This window comes from Arthrobacter sp. YD2 (genome assembly GCF_030410475.1).
GTDB classification, from domain to species: domain Bacteria; phylum Actinomycetota; class Actinomycetes; order Actinomycetales; family Micrococcaceae; genus Arthrobacter_B; species Arthrobacter_B zhangbolii.
On sequence record NZ_JAUHHB010000003.1, the window covers coordinates 590,227 to 607,837 of the forward strand.

Here is a 17,611-nt window from a genome sequence, read left to right on the forward strand (position 1 = left end):
GCTATACAGAATCAGCAGGAACCGCGACGCCGCGGATTCGCACCGGAGGAGAGCAAGACATGACGCAGGAAATCACGAAGGTCCACACCCTGGTGGTAGGCGGAGGAATCGGCGGCCTGGCCGCCGCTGCCGGCCTCGCCCGTGCCGGCAAGGACGTCCTCGTCCTGGAACGCGCCCCCGAATTCGCCGAGGTGGGCGCCGGCATTCAGCTGGCCCCCAATGCGCTGTCCGCACTGGACCGGCTGGGCGTGCTGGACAAGGTTAAGAAGGACGCGGTGGTCCCGGAGCGGAAAATCTACATTGACGCCGTCACCGGCCAGACCATTGCCACCATTGACCTGGGCGAAGAGTTCCAGGCGCACTACGGCTACCCCTACATCGTCACGCACCGCGCGGACCTGCACTCGGCACTGCTGGAGGCCTGCCAGGAGAGTGGCCGGGTGCAGCTGCAGACCGATGCGGAGGTGCTCAGAGCCACCAACCAGGCCGACGGGACGGTGCTGGTCAAGACCCTCTCCGGCTCCCAGTATCTTGCCGAAGCGGTAATCGGGGCCGACGGCGTGCGCTCCAACCTGCGCGGGGCCATCATCGATGACGATCTGGTGCCGTCCAAGTACGTGGCCTACCGCGGCACGGTCCCCATTGAAGCCGTGGGCGAGGACGTCACCTCCTCCCCCGCCGTGCTGTGCTGGCTGGGCCCGAACATGCACCTGATCCAGTACCCCCTGCGCGGCGGAAAGCTGTACAACAACGTTGCCGTCTTCAAGTCGGACGCCTACTCCCCGGACCACGACAACTGGGGCACCCCGGAGGAACTGGACGCCCGCTTCTCCGCGTGCTGCGACGCCGTGCAGAACGCCGGCCAGTACCTCAGCCGCGACATCCGCTGGCCCATGTATGACCGCGAACCGGCGGATGTGTGGGTGGACGGCCGGGTGGCCCTGCTGGGCGACGCCGCCCATCCGATGCTGCAGTACCTCGCCCAGGGCGGCGCCCAGTCCATCGATGACGCCATCGCGATCTCCGAGGAACTGAACCGGACGGACGACGTCGAGGGCGCCTTCGCTGCGTACCAGGACCGCCGCCTCAAGCACGCCGGCAACATCCAGCGCCTGGCCCGCGCGGCCGGAGAGCTCTTCCACATTGAGGGAGTGGGCCGGAACATGCGCAACTTCATTTTCCGGGACCACGATCCCAAGGACTACTCGGACCTGGACTGGATGTTCATGCCGCTGGACCGGGCCCCGCAGGAGCGGAACTACCCGATCTAACCCGGCCGCCGGACCCGGCGCCTGTCAGCGGTGCAGCTCAGCGGTGCAGCTCATCGGTGCAGCTCAGCGGTGCAGCTCATCTCCGAGCTGCACCGCTGCTGTTTTGGCAGCCTCTACCAGCCCGGCCAGGGCCGTTTCCTCAATCCGCCCGGTGGGGTATGTGACGCCAATGGCGTAGTCCACCGATTCCCCGTCCCGCCCGTACACCGGAACGGCCAGGGCGGTGACGCCGTGCTCCACTTCCCCGTGTTGGAGCAGGAATCCGTTCGCCTCGATCTCCGCCAGGTGGTCTTCGAACCGTGCCCGGTCCACGCCCGCAGACTCGAGCACGGACGCGGGAACCTGGGTGTCGCTGCTGGACAGCAGCACCCGGCCCATGCCGCTGCGCACCGCGGGCTGGGCGTGGCCCTCGCGGTTGCCCACGCGCAGCAGATGCGGGCTTTCCACGGAGGCAATGGTCAGGGCGTTCCATCCGTCCAGCATGGCCAGGTGCACGGTCTCGCCGAACTCCTCCACCAGGCCGGTCAGGATGGGCCGGGCCAGCTGCCGCACCCGCTCGCGCTGGTCGGAGAGCCGGTCCAGGGTTTCACCGGGATGGTAGGCCTTGGTGTCCGGGTCCTGGCGGGCGAAGCCGCGGTGCACCAGCATCTGGAGCAGCCGGTGGGCCGTAGACGGAGCCACGCCCAGGACGGCAGCAACCTCGCCGATCCGGATGCCGGCCGGGTGTTCGGAGACCAGGACCACCAGGCGCAGGGCCTTGTCCACCGATCCGATGGGATAGGTGGGCTCGTCCTTCTCGCGCTGCTTAGCTGTCATACGTCAAGACCTTAGCGGGGTCTCGCCCTCCAGAATGCGATTCTGCGCCGGTGTCGCTGAAAACGTAGGTCGCTGTAAACGAGCTTCCCGGTAATTAGTGGGCAGGTTCCGGCGGCACAGCGGACGACGCCGGCAGCGAGTGCCGGGACAGGTCGCCGCTGATGGCCCGGGCGGTCCCCAGCACCTGCGGCAGGATGGTGCGCGGCTCAGGAATCCGGGTTTCCGGGAAGGAGACGGTGAGGCTGGCCACCACCGTGCCGAGTTCGCCAAACACGGGCGCTGCCACGGAGGTCCGGCCGGGCAGCCCATCGTTGAGCATCACACCGTAACCCTGCCTCCGGATCTCGGCCAGCTCGCGTTCCAGCGCGGCCAGCCCGTACGGAACCGCGGCACCCGCGGCGGAGGCGCCGTCGTCGTACGCTGCGCCGCTGCTGTCCTCCGCTTCAAGGGCCGCGTCCTTCCGGACCTGCGCCCAGGCGTCCTCGCTGTAGGCCAGCAGCACCCGGCCGCCGGCCGTGCTCTGCAGCGGCATCCGGCGGGTGACGAAGGAGGAGGCTGCGGTGGGTTTGACCCGGGTGATCCGGTCCCCGAAGACGGCGTCCTGGCCGTCACGGACGCCCAGGTAGACCGTTCCGCGGGTGGCCATGTGCAGGTTGACCAGGTACGGCTGGGCGAGCTCCCGCAGGCGCCGCACCTGCGGTGCGCTGACGCCCAGCCGCCAGATGCGCGCGCCGAGGCGGTAGCGGCCGCGGGCCAGGCGCTCCACGCCCTCCCACTCCACCAGGGCCGCGAGCATCCGGTGCACGGTGGCCGGCGGCAGGCCGGTCCGTTCGCAGATCCCGGCCACCGTCATTTCCTGGCCGCCCTCGAAGCAGTCCAGGATTTCGAAGGCCCTGCCAAGGACGGACCGCTTTGTGTCCTCGTGCGGATCCACCGTGCCGTTGCCTGCCATAAAATCTCCGTCTATCCCGTGGGGCGGGCCCGTTTCCGCCAGCCACCCGGCGATTCTATCCGTTGAGCGGCGCCCGCCCGGACGGCACGGCGTAGGTCTCAATAGTTGGACGTACTGTGACCCATTGTGTCTCCGTGAAGGCCTCAAAGTTCGCTTCCGGGCCGCCGAAGCGAGCACCGTTTCCGGAGGTTCCCATCCCGCCGAACGGTGCCGTGGCCTCATCCCCCACGGTCTGCTCATTGATGTGCACTACCCCGCTGTGGATCCGGTCCGCCACCGACATGGCCGTGCCGGCATCACCGAGCACCGCCACGGAGAGGCCGTACGGGCTCGCGTTGACCAGCTCCACCGCTTCATCAAGGGTTTCGTAGGCCAGGACAGGGGCCACCGGCCCGAAGATCTCGTCCCGCCACACGGGCATGCCCGGTTCGACGCCGGAGAGCACGGTGGGCAGGTAGGCCCGGCCGTCCGTCCGTCCGCCGGCGTGCACCCGGGCACCGGCTGCCACGGCGCCGTCCACGAGGGCTTCAACGGCGGCCAGCTGGCGTTCATCGATCACCGGGCCGATCTGCACGCCTTCCTGCCGCCACGGGTCCCCCACCATCAGGGATTTGGCGATCCGGGCCAGCTCCGCAAGGTAGTCCTCCACCTGGGACACGTGCACCAGATGCCGGCCGGCCGCCTGGCAGATCTGCCCCTGGTGCAGGAAAGAAGCGAAGGCCCCGGCAGCCGCAGCGGCAGCAGTGTCCGCCCCCGGCAGCACCAGGACCGCGTTGTTGCCGCCCAGCTCCAGGTGCGCCCGCTTCATCTGCCGTGCCGCGGCCTCGCCCACCTTGATGCCGGCCGCCGTCGAACCGGTAAAGGAAATGATGCGCACCTCGGGGGCGCTGACCACGGCCGCGCCGATCTCGGCCCCGCCGGGAAGGACCTGCAGCACGCCTGCGGGCAGGCCGGCCTCGTCGAAGATCCGCTGGATTACGGCGCCGCCGCACACCGTGGTGCGCGGATCCGGTTTCAGCAGCACGGCGTTGCCGACAGCGAGCGCCGGAGCCACCGAGCGGATGGCCAGGGTCAGCGGATAGTTGAACGGGGCAATGACGGACACCACGCCGGCGGGAACCCGGCGGGAGAAGGACCACCGCTGCTTGTTGGTGGCCAGGGTGTCCCCCTGCGGCAGGGTGGGCAGCGCGGACGCCTCGGCACACTCGGAGACGGCGGCGAGGATCTCGGTGCCGGCCTTGGCCCAGGTGCCGCCGCTCTCGCGGACAATCCACGGCGTGATCCGGTCCGAATGCTGCGCGAACAGCTCGCTGGCGCGCCGGAGCACGGCGGCGCGGGCCGACGGCGGGAGCGCGGCCCAGTCCCGCTGGGCGCGGGCCGCGGTGCGGGCGGCTTCTTCGGCCTGTGCCACGGAGGCGGTGGCCAGCGTGATGATCACCTCACCGGTGGCAGCCTCGCGCACCGGCAGCGGCTCGCCGTCGCCGTCCGTCCAGATCCCGCCGCGCGGGACGGCCCATTCCTCAACCTGAAGCATGTCCATGGCCGCTTCCTACCTGTTCTTCCACTGCGGGGCGCGCTTCTCCAGGAACGCGCGGACCCCCTCGGCACGGTCCTCGCTGGTATAGGGATTCGGACCCACGTTCAGGCGCAGCGCCGAGCTGACGGGCAGGCCCCAGCTCTTGGTGGCCATTTCCTTGTAACGGCGCAGGGATACCGGGGAGTTGGCCACAATGCCGGCCACGTAGTCCTTCACCGCGGTCTCGAACTCCTCGCGCGGCACCACCTTGTTGACCAGGCCCATCTGCAGGGCTTCCTCCACCGGTACCATCCGGGCGGTGTAGAGCATGTCCATGGCCAGGGCGCGCGGGATCAGCCGGGGCAGCACCACGGAACCGAAGTTGGCGCCCATGCCGCGCTTGGCCTCGGTGAGGCCCACGGTGGCTCCCTCCACGGCGATCCGGATATCGCAGGCCAGGGCTATTTCGCAGCCCCCGGCCAGGGCGTGCCCGTTGATGGCGGCAATCACGGGTTTGTAGGTCTCCAGCATCACTTCCAGCAGCGCACGGTACTCACCGGTCATGGGGGTGTGCACCTGCCGCCCGGCGCGGGCAACACTGTCCATTTCCTTCATGTCGCCGCCGGCGCAGAACGCTTTGTCGCCGGTGCCGGTGATGACCACGGCCCAGACATCCGGATCCTCCTCGGCCTCCACAAAGGCCTTCACCAGGAGCTGGACGGTGTGCCGGCTGATGGCGTTGCGCCGTTCGGGCCGGTTGATGGTGATCCACGCTACCGAGTCCCGTACTTCGTAGCGGACTTCCTCGGCACTGCCGCTGATCAGGCCGTCGCTCATGCGTCTGCTCCTTCTGTGGTGGTGCTGTCTGTTGCGGTGCCGGTCTCGATGACGCCGGCGGCCAGCAGTCCGTCAATCTGCTCGCCGGTGAGGCCGAGGGCGGTGAGGACGTCGGCGGTATCCGAACCGAGGGCGGGCGGGGTCCGGCGCTGGGCCAGGTACTCCCCGTTGAAGGTGACCGGGGTGTTCACCACGGTCACGTCTCCCAGGACCGGGTGGCTTACGTCTTCGAGCTGGCCGAGGGCCTCCACCTGGGGGTCGGCCAGGACCCGGTCCAGGGTGTTTACCGCGGAGTGCGGAACCTTGGCCTTCTCCAGGCGCTGCAGCAGGTCATCCATGGTGAACTTGGCCGTGGCTTCGCCGAGCCGTTCATTGACCGTGTGCCGGTTCTTCACCCGGGCCAGGTTGTCCTCGAAGCCCGGCTCGTCGCGCAGGTACGTGGCCTCAATGGCGTCCAGCAGGCGGTAGAAGCTCTCGTTGTTGCCCACGGAGAGGAACACGTAGCCGTCCGACGCCGGGAAGGCGCCGTTGGGGACGTTGCCGCGGAACCCGGAGCCGAGCCGTTCGGGGACGGCACCGCCGGCGGCGACGCTCATCAGCGGGGTGTTCACCCAGGCCAGGGCGGTCTGCAGCAGCGAGACCTCCACATGGGTTCCTTCACCGGTCTGCTCGCGGCGGCGGAGCGCGTCAAAGACGCCCAGCGCCAGCCACATGCCGGTGCCCATGTCCATCATGGACAGCGGCACCCGCGCCGGCGGCCCGTCGTCGGACCCGGTCATGGCCACCACGCCCGCGTAGGCCTGCAGCATGGCGTCATAGGCCGGCTGCTGGCTGCGCGGCCCGGTGCGTCCGTAGCCGGTCATTTCCACATAGACCAGCTTCGGGTTGATCTCGTGGATCCGTTCCCAGGAGAACCCGGCCGCGGCCAGCGCTCCCGGGCGCAGGTTCTGCACCAGGACGTCGGCGGAACCGAGCAGCTCCTCGAGCAGTTCCGCGCCGCGCTGGTCCTTGTAATTCAGCACCACGGACTTCTTGTTCCGGTTCAGGGACAGGAAGGTGATGGAGATGCCGCCGCTGAGCGGTGCCCAGGTGCGGGCGTCGTCGCCGCCGCCCAGGCGTTCCACCTTGATGACCTCGGCTCCGAAATCGGCCAGGATCTGGCAGCCGTAGGGAACGGCCACGCTGGTCCCGATTTCGATGATCCGGATTCCGGCCAGGGATCCCTGGGTACTCATAGCGCCGGTTCCTTTCCTGCGGCGAGCCGCGCGTCGTAGTTCTTCCGGGCCGGGGATTGCACCGGCTCGCGCCAGGGTGAGAGCGCCCCCTGGTAGACGGAGGGTCCCAGCCGGAAATGCTGGGCTTCCTCGAAGGTTTCAATGAAGGGCATGTCCATCGGGTACACGTCCTCGCCGGTGGGGCGGGGGCCGGCCGCGGTCACCTTTGACCACAGCGGATGGCCCACCACTTCCTCGGCGATCTTCCCGGCCTCGATCAGCTGCGGCAGGTCGATGCCCGTCTCGATTCCTTCGGATTCGAGCAGGTGCACAAAGTCCTCGGTGGGGATCATCCGGGTGGCGCGGCCGTTGCCGCAGTAGGGGCAGCCGCCCATGCCGCCGATGGCGGTGTCAATGAGCAGGGTGTGCCGCTCATCCAGTTCCTCCATCGCCACGTAGGCGGAGAGCATCGCCATCCCCCGCGCGTCGTGCAGGTGCAGGTGGTAGTTGCGGACCTCGGGCCAGGTTTGGACCACGCGGCGCATCATGGACCGCACGGCGGCCGGGGTGTTCCAGCTCATCGGGTCGCCGATCTGGATGCGAGTCACCGGGATGCCGGCGGCGGTCCAGGCGTCATACTGCAGCTGCAGCAGCCGCATCCGCTCGTCCTCGGTGAATTCGCCCAGCCAGTTCGAGCCCCAGGCGGCGTTGATGGAGATCTCCGCGTGGGTGATGCCGGACTCTCGGGCGGAGGCCACGGAGTTTTCCAGCGCGTCCAGTTCATCCTGCTGGCTGCGGTTGGTGTTGCGCCGGACAAACACGTCGCAGAGGTGGACCTTGATGCGGCCCAGCGTGGGGTCCGGCAGGGTGAGCTTGGAGGCATATGCCGCCCGGCGCTCGGCGCCCTTCCGGTTCAGCACGATCGCCGTGTATTCCACGCCGTCGGCCGGGGTGAAGCCGTCAATGACGGCCTCGACGTCGGCCATTTGGGGTGTCCATTTCGGGCTCACGAACGAGCCAACGATGATTTTTTTCAGTCCGGTCCGGGACAGTGCGTCCAGCAAGCGGATCTTGCCGTCGACGGGGATGTCGCGGCTTTCGATCTGCATGCCTTCGCGCATGCCTTCTTCCTGGATCACGACGGTGGGCCTGCCGTTGCTCATGGATTCCTCCCGGAAATAACTCGTGTGAAGGCGGGGCCCGGTGCATCCGAGACCGCCTCGATGATCTGGTCCGCCAGCTCGGCGGAATAGCCGCCGGCCCGGATGCACTCCACGCTTTTCTCGCGCAGCTCGGCATCCGTCAGCGGATCGGCATACTGTCCGTGCGTGATTTCCACGCGGGCCGCCCGGGTGGACCCGTCCGCGAAGGAGGCCTCCACCACGGTGAACCCGGTGGCATACTCCGCCGGCCCCACCGGCGGTTGATCGCTCTCCCCCACCTGGACCCGGCCCATCAAATCCCGGACCTGCCCGTCCGCGAAGGCTTCTTCGGTGAAGTCCTCCAGCGTGACCCGCCCGCGCAGGTAGGCCACAGCCAGCACGTATTCGAGACTGAATTTCGCTTCGGTGCCCGATGTAGGGGCGGTCCGGCGCAGCGGACGGGTTCCGCGGCGGTGCAGCGTCGCCTTGAGAGACACCGGCAGGTCCCGGGGATGCTGCCGGCGCAGTTCCAGGACGGCGTCGATGCCGCGGTGGGTTCCGTAGCAGCTGGCGTAGCGTTTGAGCCCCCAGTCCTGGACCCACGCGTCCGTCCAATATTCCAGGCGCTCGTCCAGGGTCTGGGCTGCCGATCCCACCGGTGCCAGCTGCGGATCGCCGTAGCGTTCCAGGAACCCGTTGGGCGCTTCCAGCTCCTCCGGGTTGGCGGTAAACCCGGCCCGGGCCAGTTCCACCGCCATCACCGCATCGCGGGCGGCTGCACCGGCGTGCAGCGGTTTGGTCATGGAGCCGAAGTTCGGCCGCGAGCCGGCGGCCAGCGAGGAGACCAGGCCCAGCGCGTGCCGGGTGGTCTCCACATCCAGGCCGCTCAGCCGGGCCAGGGCGGCGACGGCGGCGAGCCGGCCGACCGTGGAGGTGCTGTGCCAGCCGCGGGCGTAGTGGACGTGCTGCGGCAGCAGGTCCGCCAGCGCGCGGAACGCGGCGGCGCCGACGTCGTACGCGGCGGTAAAGTTCACCGGCGCGGCGGCTTCGCCGCCCCAGGCCTCGGCGGCGGCCACCAGTGCCGGCATCAGCACGGCGCTGGGGTGCAGCGGCATGGACGGGGAGATGTCATCGAAATCCAGCAGGTGTGCCGCTGTTCCGTTGACCAGCGCCGCGTTGGACGCCGAAGTCCGCTCCCCCGAGGTCCACACCGCGGCAGGTCCGGACGGAGACTGGGTCCGGGCCCAGTCGCGCAGGATCGTCTCCCCGGCGGACCCGGCGCTGCCCAGCGCCACGGCCACCGTGTCGATCAGTGCCCGGGCAACCTCGTCCCGGTGGTCCGCCGCCGCGCTGCTGCCTGTTACGGCATAGGTGGCGAGGACCTCCGTGGCACCCATTTCCGCTGTGTTCCCGGCCAAGGCGTCAGAACGACTTCGGCAGGCCGAGGGTGCCGTGGGCAATACCGGCCAGCACCAGGTTGTTGCTGATGGGCGCGGTACGCGGCAGCCGCGCTTCGCGCCACTTGCGCTCAATGCCGTATTCCTCCGCGGCGGCGTATCCGCCGAACGTGTCGAAGGCGGCGTCGGCGGCAGCCCACAGTGCCTCCGAGGCCAGCAGCTTGGCTCCGTTGACTTCGAAGCGCGGATTTTCCCCGGCAGCGTACATTTCGGCGGCACGCCAGCGCATCAGCGAGGCGGCCTGCAGCTGGGCGTAGGCCCGGGCCAGGGGCACCTGAATCGCCTGGTTCTGGCCGATCTTGCGGCCGAACACCTCGCGCTCGTTGGCGTACTGCACGGCACGGTCCAGCAGGTAGAACCCGGCGCCGATGTATTCGCTGGTGACGATCACCCGCTCGGAGTTCATGCCGGAGAGGATGACGCGGAAGCCCTTGCCCTCTTCGCCGATGCGGTTGGCCACCGGCACCCGGAGGTTGCGGATGGCCAACTCGTTGGTCTCATGGTTGACCATGGTCTTGATGGGCGTGGCTTCGATCTGCCCGTTGGCCAGGGCCGTCTTCAGGTCCACCAGCAGCACGGTGAAACCGTCCGTGGGCTTGGCCCCGTCCTCGCGCTTGGCCGTGCGGGTCAGCAGCAGCAGCAGGTCCGAGTGCTGGACGCGGGAAATGAAGATCTTGTTGCCGTTGACTACGTATTCATCGCCCTCACGCACGGCGAAGGTCTTGATGCGGGTGGTGTCGGATCCGGCGTCGGGCTCCGTCACGCCGAAGGACTGCAGCCGCAGCTCACCGGAGGCGATCTTGGGGAGCCACTCCGCCTTCTGCTCCTCGGAGCCGTGCCGCAGGATGGCGCCCATGGTGTACATGCCGGCGCGGGCTGCCCCGGCGTGGCCGCCGTTGCGCTCAATCTGTTCCAGCACCACGGCCGCGTCGCGGATATCGGCGCCGCCGCCGCCGTATTCCTCCGGGATCAGCATGCTCATCCAGCCGGCTTCGTAGAGTGCGTCAACGAACTCTTCCGGGTAGGTGTGCTCGGCGTCGTGCTTGCGCCAGTACTCGTTGTCGAAGGGGGCACACAGATCATCAATGGCCTTGCGGATGACGAGCTGGTCCTCAGTGAGGCCGAATGCCGATGACTCAATGAAATCTGCCATGGTTACTCCTTATGTCGTGTTGGACTCCAGTGAAACGAAGCCGGAGCCGGGGCGGTACCGGATGTATCACCGGGTGGAATTAGCGCCGGGAGTTTCCGGTTCGGTGTCTTTTGGGGAGGCGTTCGCGGCGCCGGTGCCGGCGCTGGCACTGGCTCCGGCGCGATCCAGCAGGGCTGCGGCCCGCGGGATGCAGACCAGGATCAGCGCGGCCAGCAGCAGCGCGCCGCCCAGGAGCAGGAAGGTGGCCTGGACGCCCAGGGCATCCGTGAGCAGGCCCGCCAGGAGCGCACCGGCGGCCACCGAGGTGGAGAACACCATGTGCCGGGCAGCCAGGATGCGTCCGCGCAGCAGATCCGGTGCCAGCAGCTGGATGACGGAGTTGAAGGTGGACATGGCGGCCAGGAACGCCGCGCCGATCAGGACCGCCGCAAAGATTCCCCCGCCCAGCCCGGAGACCACCCCGAGGGCGATTTGGCCGATTCCCAGGACGGTGATGCCGACTTGCGTGCGGCGGGCGAAGGAAACCGGCCGGCGGCGGGGCAGCAGCCCGGCCAGGGCGTAGAGCACCGACCCGGTGCCCAGGGCCGCCGTCAGCAGCCCGAGTCCGATGGTGTCCGTACGGTAGACCGTTTCGGCGAACACCACGGTCATGCTGAAGACGGGGTTGCTGAGCATGCCCACCACGCAGCACAGGGCCACGGCCAGCATCAGCGGACGGCTGGACGCCAGGTAGGCGCCGGCCTGGCGCCACTGCGCCACAAAGCCCTCCCGGTGTGCCGGCGGATCCATGGTCCGGTAGGCGCGCACAAAAAGCAGGCTCACCACCACTACGGCGAACGAGGCGGCATTGAAGAAGAACGCCCAGGTGGCGCCCAGTGAGGCCAGCAGGACACCAGCCAGGGCGGGTCCGACGGCGCGGGCCAGGTTGAACTGCAGGGAGTTCAGGGTGACGGCGGAGAGCACATCGCCCCGGGGCACCAGGTCATTGACCAGTGACTGCCAGGCGGGGTTGTTCAGCCCGTTGAACACTCCGGAGAGGGTGAGCAGGGCGATCAGCAGTGCGGGTGAGTGCAGGCCGGAGGACCACTGCAGCCACATTGCCACCGCCACCCCGCCCATGCACATCTGGGTCCACAGCAGGAGCCGGCGGCGGTCCAGCGAGTCAGCCAGCAGTCCGCCCAGCGGAGAGAGGATAAGGGCCGGGCCGAACTGGGCGGCCGCGGCGAGCCCCACCCAGAAGGCGCTGCCGGTGCTCTGGTACAGCACGTACGGAACAGTCAGGTTTCCCAGCCAGGTGCCGGTATTCGAGAGCAGGGCACCTGTCCAGAACAGGGCGAACCCGCGGTGGCGGAGGGCGGCGAAGGGATGTCCCTGGACATTCGGGCCGGTGGCAGCCATGTTTCCCCCATTAGGAAGTCGGTCGGCCCCGTTCAATAACGGGCCCGGACAAAAGCGAGCCCGGCACGGGGTCCGTGCCGGGCTCTGCGTGGCGTTCGGTGCTGATCCGAACGCCGGCCTGACGGGCTGCGCGGCAGATCAGCGGCCGAAAGCGCTCCGCCAGAGGGCGGCGTCTTCGGTGGCGTACTTCAGCTCATCCTGGGCCGGCATCAGCCAGACCTGCTCGGAATCCAGGGCGGGCAGTTCACGGCCGGCGGCCACGGGCGGATCCACATCGGCACGCGCCGAGTAGTCCCCCACCTGCCGGACCACGGACTGGCCCCGCTCGGAGAGGGCGTAGTTCAGGTACAGCTCCGCCGCCTCCGGGTTCTTGGTATCCGCAGCCTTGCCCGCGAAGAAGCTGAAGAGCACAATCCCCTCTTCCGGCACCACGTACTGGATGGGGGCGCCGTCCTCCGTGATGGCCACGTTCACGGCAGCGGTTCCGGCGGTGGCAACGTTGAGTTCACCACGGGCCAGGGCCTCCTGACGCTGTCCGCCGCTGTCATAGACGGTGGGCTTGAGCGCAGCCATCTTGGTCCAGTAGTCCGGGTCGACTTTTTCCTGGATGAAACGGTTCAGGGCAATGGAGGACCCGCCCGCGGTGCCCTGGACAATGCCGATCTTGCCCTCGTTGGCCGGATCCAGTAGATCCTTCCATGAGGTGGGGGCATCCTCTTCGGCAACGTTGTTGGTGTTGTAGGCGAAGGTGACGGGAACATTGGCGAAGGTGACGAACTTGCCGTCATTGTGCTGGAGCTCTGGCAGGTCCGCCACGGCGTCCGGGACGTAGGAGTCCCAGATTCCGGCCTCGTCAAAGGCGTTGGCGACCTTGTAGTCGGAGGTGATCAGCACGTCGGCGCCGAGCTGGCCGGCACCGGCCTCAGACAGGACCCGTTCGGAGAGCTTGTTGGTTACGTCGCGAACGTACTCCACCTTGATGCCGGTGTCTTCGGTGAACGCCTCGTTGAGGACATGCTGGTTGGCTTCCTGGTAGCCGGTGTAGACCGTGAGGGTCTGCTCCTTGGCCGTCTCGTAGGTCTCCTTGTCAGCAATCTGTTCCCCGTCGATGACCAGGCTGCCGTTGCTGGTGTCCACCTCGGCTTCGTCGGTGACCACGGAGTTGGCCGATGCACCGGAGCAGGCGGAGAGGGCCAGCATGAGGGCGGCAAGCGAGGCGACGCTGCCAATTCGCTTCTTCATGGGTGTGCCTTTCATTGTTGTGGGGGGGTGGCGGGCAGCGCCTGCGCACTGCCCGGTAGAAAACTCAGTGCCCGGGTTCCTTGAACTTCTTTTCCCGGATGCCGATCACCTGGGTGGCAATGGCAACAATGGCGATCAGGAGCACGAACACCAGGCTGATGGCGGCCGAGTAGCTGATGCTGCCGTTCTCGAAGCTGTGGAACACCAGTATGGAGAGCACCCGGGTGTCCGAGGTGTAGACGAACAGGATGGCGCTCATCTCCCGCAGGCCCAGCATGAGCAGCAGCAGCAGGGTGGAGACCATGCCGGTGCGCATCAGCGGGATGGTGATGTCCCGGACGGCCCGGAGGCGCCCGGCCCCCAGCATGACCGCACTGTGTTCCAGGTCCCCGTCCATCTGCAGCATCGAGGAGGAAATGCTGCGGTATCCCTGCGGCATGTTGACCGCCACGGTGGCGATGACCAGCAGCAGCAGCGTGCCGAAGACGGGCAGCGGCAGGGTCAGCCAGCCCCAGAGGATGCCCATGCCCAGGACCACCTGCGGGATGGCCAGTGGAAGCATGGACACCTGTTCCAGCAGCTGGCCGGCCTTGGACGTGGTCCGGAACCGGACATAGGAGGCCATAAAGGCAATCAGGGTGCCCGCCACCGCGGCGGCAAGAGCCATGAGGATGGAGTTCCAGGTGGACTGCTGGAAGTCCGCCTGGCCGACGGCCTGGATCAGCCGGTGGGCGGAGAATCCGCCGAACAGATCCCCGAAGCGGCTGATGTAGGTCTTCTCCCCCATCGCTGTGAACACCAGTGCGCCAACGGGCAGGACCACGGCCAGGGCGAAGTAGACCGCGGCGAAGCCGGTGGCGACCCACCGCAGCCAGCGCAGCGGAATGGTGCGCGGCCGGTTGCCCTTGCCGGTGAGCGTAGTGAACCGCTTCCGGTTCACCACCCGCTGCTGCAGCCAGGTGACGGCCACCACGGCCACCGTGAGGGCGATCGCGATGCCGGCTGCCGCATTGGGACGGGCGTCCCCGGCCATCAGCCGGTAGATGTAGGTGGGCAGGGTTTCAATGCCGGCGGGGTTGCCCAGGATGGCGTTGACCGGGAAGTTCTCCATGGCCAGGGTGAAGCAGAGGATGGCTGCTCCCGCCAGGGCGGGAATGGACAGCGGCAGGGTGACCGTGCGGAACAGCCGGCCCAGGCTGGCGCCGTGCACCGATGCCGCCTCTTCCAGGTCCGCGTTCATCATGGAGAAGGAGCTGTAGGTGAGCATAAAGGCGTACGGGGCGTAGTACAGGCCCAGGACGAAGATGATGCCGCCGTAGGAGTAGATGTTCAGCGTCCCGCCGATGCCGATGGCTTCCAGGAAGAGGTTCAGGTGCCCGGCATTGGGGCTGGCGAGGATGGACCAGGCCAGGGCGCCGACCAGTGCCGGCAGGAACATCGGGGCGATTCCGGTGATGTAGATGAACCGCTTCCAGGGCGCATCGGTCCGGGCCGCGATGAAGGCCAGCAGCGCCCCGATCAGCAGTGAGAGCACACCCGCTCCCGCACCGATGATCAGCGAGTTGATGATGCTTTGGATGCCCTCGGGCGTGCCCAGGATTCCGAAGTTGGCCCAGGTGAAGGAGCCCACTTCGGCGTTTCCGGGCCGCGGCACCGCGGTGGAGAACGCCGCAATGACAATGAAGATGATGGGCAGGATGATCAGGAAGAACAACAGCACGCCCAGGATCCCGCTGGGGATCTCGCGGCGGAGGTTCTTCAGCCGAACCAGGCCCCGCCCGCCGCGGGACCGTTTGTGATGCGGTCGGTTTAGCGGGTTTTGGGTGCCGGTGAGGGTCGGGATGGCTTCGGGTTCGACCGGGCGCAGTGTGGACGTCATGCGGCCACCGCCGGCTGCAGCGTCTGCGGTGCGGGATTCTCCGGGAGGATCTGCACTGCAGCGGGATCAATGGTGACCCAGACATCCTGCCCGGGCTGGAAACGCTCCGCGGCGCTGAGCGGCGCCAGGACATCGAGTTCCATGTGCCCGTCGCCGAGCGCAACGGCATAGCGGATGCTGCTTCCCTGGAAACTGGACACCTTGACGACGCCGCGCCAGCTGTTGGCTCCGGCCGCGCCGGCGCGGGAAAGCCTCAGGTCCTCGCTGCGGAAACAGGCCCGCAGATCCTCGCCGGTCTCCCGGACCGGGGAGGCCGGGGCCAGGAGAAGGTCCGAACCGGGGAAGCTCCACGCGCCGCCCGGGGCCGGAACCACGGGATGGACGTTGGAGACGCCGAGGAAGTGCGCAATGGATGCGCTGGCCGGCTCCAGGTACATGGAGGTGGGATCCTCCATCTGGACAATGATGCCGTCCTTCATCAGCGCAATCCGGTCCGCCAGGGCAAAGGCTTCCTGCTGGTCATGGGTGACGTAGACGGTGGTCAGGCCCAGCTGCAGCTGGATCTCGCGCAGTTCAATCCGCAGCCGGTCCCGCAGCCGTGCATCCAGGTTGGACAGCGGTTCATCCAGGAGCAGCACGTCCGGGCGCATAACCAGGCTGCGGGCCAGGGCAACGCGCTGCATCTGGCCGCCGGAAAGCAGGCTGGCGCCCCGGGAAGCGAAGTCCTCCAGCCCCACCAGTTCCAGGACTTCGTGTACGCGCTGCTTGATCTCGCTCTTGCCGACCCCCTGGATCTTGAGGGAATAGGCCACGTTCTCGAAGACGGTCATGTGCGGCCAGACGGCGTAGGACTGGAACACCATGCCGACGTTGCGCTTGTTGGGCGGAAGGTTGATCCCGGCCTCGGCATCGAAGACCACCGTGTCTCCGATGGTGATGCGGCCGGCGGTGGGCTGTTCGAGCCCGGCGATGCAGCGCATGGTGCTGGTTTTTCCACAGCCGGATTTGCCCAGCAGCACCACTGATTCGCGGTCGCCGATTTCCACATTCATGTTGTCGATTGCGGTGAACTTGCCGTACCGCAGCTGGAGGTTCTCGATAGTAATCTTCATTGTTCCGCCTATTCGAAGTAGGTGAATGCTTCAATCAGGACCGGCTCGTGGGCGCTGAACGCCCGGGCCAGTGCGTCGCGAAGCTCGGCCTCGGTGGTTGCGGACTCCGCCCGCACCCCATAGCCCTTTGCAATAGCCACGAAGTCGATTCCGGGAAGCTCAAAGGAAGGGGTTCCCAGGGTGTCCAGGCGCCGGCCGAAGTTGACCAGGGCGCCGTAGGTTTCATTCCGGAAGATCACAAAGACCACCGGCAGTTGGTGACGGGCCGCGGACCACAGGCCCGTAATGCCGAAGTTCGCCGATCCGTCACCGATTTCAGCGACCACCCGCCGTTCAGGCTGGGCCAGCTGGATGCCGACGGCGGCGGGCAGGCCGAAGCCAAGGCCGCCGGCGGCTGCGGAGTAGAAGGAGCCCTGCGAGCGCAGCTTCACATGGGACCAGAAGGACTCGGCGGTGGAGGTGGATTCGACCACGTGGATCAGGTCCTCCGGGCCCAGGTCCTGGATGGCCCGGAACACCGTATCCGGGTGCATGCGATCCGGCCGGTCGGTGCGCGGTGCGGGGATGGTCCGGGCCGGAACCGCGGTGTCCGTGCGCTTCTGTACCCGTGCGGCCAGGGCGGAGAGTGTGTCTGCGACCGGAGCCAGGTAGGCGTCACCGAACGGTGCCCGGGCCAGCTCGTCCGGATCCTGGGACAGGTGGATGAGCCGGGTGCCTTCCCCCAGGTAGGCTCCCGGCTTGTCATGGTGGTACCGGAACACGGGTGCCCCGACCACCAGCACCAGGTCGTGCTTCGACAGCAGTCCGGAGATGTCGCGGACGTTGGCGGGCAGCAGCCCGGCAAAGTGCGGATGGTCGGTGGGGAACGGGCAGCGGGCCGGCGAGGGGGCTATCCAGACCGGAGCGCCCAGCTGCTCGGACAGGACCACCGCGGAGTCGTTGGCGTGGGTGGCATCCACTTCCGGTCCCAGCACCAGCACCGGGGAGGCGGCCGAGTCCAGCAGCGCCGCCAGCTCTTCCAGCTGGGCCGGAGCCAGGGACATGGCATCCTGCACCGTGCGGCCAATGGTGAGTTGGGTGTTCTCATCCACCGGCCGGTCCCAGTCATCATGCGGGACCGAGATGTGGGCCGGTCCCTTGGGGTGCATGCCGGCAAGGTGGATGGCGTGCGCCATGGTGCGGACGACGTCGTTCGCGGAGAGGGGTTCGGCGCTGAACTTCGTCAGAGGCTGGGGAAGCTGGGCGGCGTTGGTGCTGCTCACCATGATTTCCTGGCCCACCATGTCCCGCAGCTGCTGCCCGGAGAGCACCACCACCGGGGACTTGGACTGGACGGTATTGGCCAGCACGCCCATGGACGTGCCCGTGCCGGCGGCGGAGTGGAGGCTCACCAGCGGGATTTCGCCGGAGGCCTGGGCATATCCGTCGGCCATGGCCATCACGGCACCCTCGTGGAGGCCCAGGATGTAATGGAAGTCTTCGGGAAAGTCCTTGAGGAACTGCAACTCGTTTGATCCCGGGTTGCCGAAGACCTTGGTCATTCCCTGCCGCCGCAACAATTCATATGTCGCTTCGCGGTTTGTAGTCATGTGGTTGCCTTTGGAATCAGTAAATGTGTTGCA

14 protein-coding genes are annotated in these 17,611 nt (G+C 67.6%); 1 reads left to right on the plus strand and 13 read right to left on the minus strand.

Going from position 1 to position 17,611, the window contains the following annotated elements:
• Positions 1-59: 59 nt before the first annotated feature.
• Positions 60-1,271 carry an FAD-dependent monooxygenase gene (locus tag QWJ37_RS13720; RefSeq protein ID WP_290245592.1) on the plus strand — a complete coding sequence of 404 codons (1,212 nt, stop codon included), beginning with the start codon at positions 60-62 and terminating at the stop codon, positions 1,269-1,271.
• Positions 1,272-1,334: 63 nt separating this feature from the next.
• On the opposite strand, the gene QWJ37_RS13725 is transcribed toward QWJ37_RS13720, so the two are convergent.
• The 13 genes from QWJ37_RS13725 to mdlC all read right to left on the minus strand — a co-directional run bounded on the left by QWJ37_RS13725 (position 1,335) and on the right by mdlC (position 17,578).
• A complete protein-coding gene (locus QWJ37_RS13725; RefSeq protein WP_290245593.1) occupies positions 1,335-2,087 on the minus strand; it encodes an IclR family transcriptional regulator in 753 nt (250 codons plus the stop codon).
• Positions 2,088-2,181: 94 nt separating this feature from the next.
• Complete coding sequence (locus QWJ37_RS13730) at positions 2,182-3,039, minus strand: IclR family transcriptional regulator (protein ID WP_290245594.1); 858 nt, start codon at positions 3,037-3,039, stop codon at positions 2,182-2,184.
• 55 nt (positions 3,040-3,094) lie between these two features.
• Positions 3,095-4,579 (minus strand): aldehyde dehydrogenase family protein, encoded by a 1,485-nt coding sequence (locus tag QWJ37_RS13735; protein ID WP_290245595.1) that lies wholly within the window; start codon positions 4,577-4,579, stop codon positions 3,095-3,097.
• A 9-nt stretch (positions 4,580-4,588) separates the two neighbouring features.
• The gene (locus QWJ37_RS13740) at positions 4,589-5,392 is read right to left on the minus strand and encodes an enoyl-CoA hydratase-related protein (protein WP_290245596.1); all 804 of its coding nucleotides are present in this window, start codon (positions 5,390-5,392) and stop codon (positions 4,589-4,591) included.
• Entirely contained in the window at positions 5,389-6,627 is a 1,239-nt protein-coding gene (locus tag QWJ37_RS13745; RefSeq protein WP_290245597.1) for a CaiB/BaiF CoA-transferase family protein, read from the minus strand. The genes QWJ37_RS13740 and QWJ37_RS13745 overlap by 4 nt, the downstream gene beginning before the upstream one ends.
• Positions 6,624-7,769, minus strand: coding sequence for a citramalate synthase (locus QWJ37_RS13750; RefSeq protein WP_290245598.1), 1,146 nt, complete (start codon positions 7,767-7,769; stop codon positions 6,624-6,626). Before QWJ37_RS13750 ends, QWJ37_RS13745 begins: the two co-directional genes overlap by 4 nt.
• Positions 7,766-9,145, minus strand: coding sequence for an MmgE/PrpD family protein (locus QWJ37_RS13755; RefSeq protein ID WP_290245599.1), 1,380 nt, complete (start codon positions 9,143-9,145; stop codon positions 7,766-7,768). The genes QWJ37_RS13750 and QWJ37_RS13755 overlap by 4 nt, the downstream gene beginning before the upstream one ends.
• Positions 9,146-9,170: 25 nt before the next feature.
• Positions 9,171-10,358 carry an acyl-CoA dehydrogenase family protein gene (locus tag QWJ37_RS13760; protein WP_290245600.1) on the minus strand — a complete coding sequence of 396 codons (1,188 nt, stop codon included), beginning with the start codon at positions 10,356-10,358 and terminating at the stop codon, positions 9,171-9,173.
• Positions 10,359-10,424: 66 nt separating this feature from the next.
• Positions 10,425-11,756, minus strand: a complete 1,332-nt coding sequence (locus QWJ37_RS13765) for an MFS transporter (RefSeq protein WP_290245601.1) — start codon at positions 11,754-11,756, stop codon at positions 10,425-10,427.
• A gap of 138 nt (positions 11,757-11,894) precedes the next feature.
• Complete coding sequence (locus QWJ37_RS13770) at positions 11,895-12,998, minus strand: extracellular solute-binding protein (RefSeq protein ID WP_290245602.1); 1,104 nt, start codon at positions 12,996-12,998, stop codon at positions 11,895-11,897.
• A 64-nt stretch (positions 12,999-13,062) separates the two neighbouring features.
• Complete coding sequence (locus tag QWJ37_RS13775) at positions 13,063-14,877, minus strand: iron ABC transporter permease (protein ID WP_290245603.1); 1,815 nt, start codon at positions 14,875-14,877, stop codon at positions 13,063-13,065.
• The gene (locus QWJ37_RS13780) at positions 14,874-15,989 is read right to left on the minus strand and encodes an ABC transporter ATP-binding protein (protein WP_290245604.1); all 1,116 of its coding nucleotides are present in this window, start codon (positions 15,987-15,989) and stop codon (positions 14,874-14,876) included. Before QWJ37_RS13780 ends, QWJ37_RS13775 begins: the two co-directional genes overlap by 4 nt.
• 8 nt (positions 15,990-15,997) lie before the next feature.
• The gene (mdlC, locus tag QWJ37_RS13785) at positions 15,998-17,578 is read right to left on the minus strand and encodes a benzoylformate decarboxylase (protein ID WP_290245605.1); all 1,581 of its coding nucleotides are present in this window, start codon (positions 17,576-17,578) and stop codon (positions 15,998-16,000) included.
• Positions 17,579-17,611: the final 33 nt, after the last annotated feature.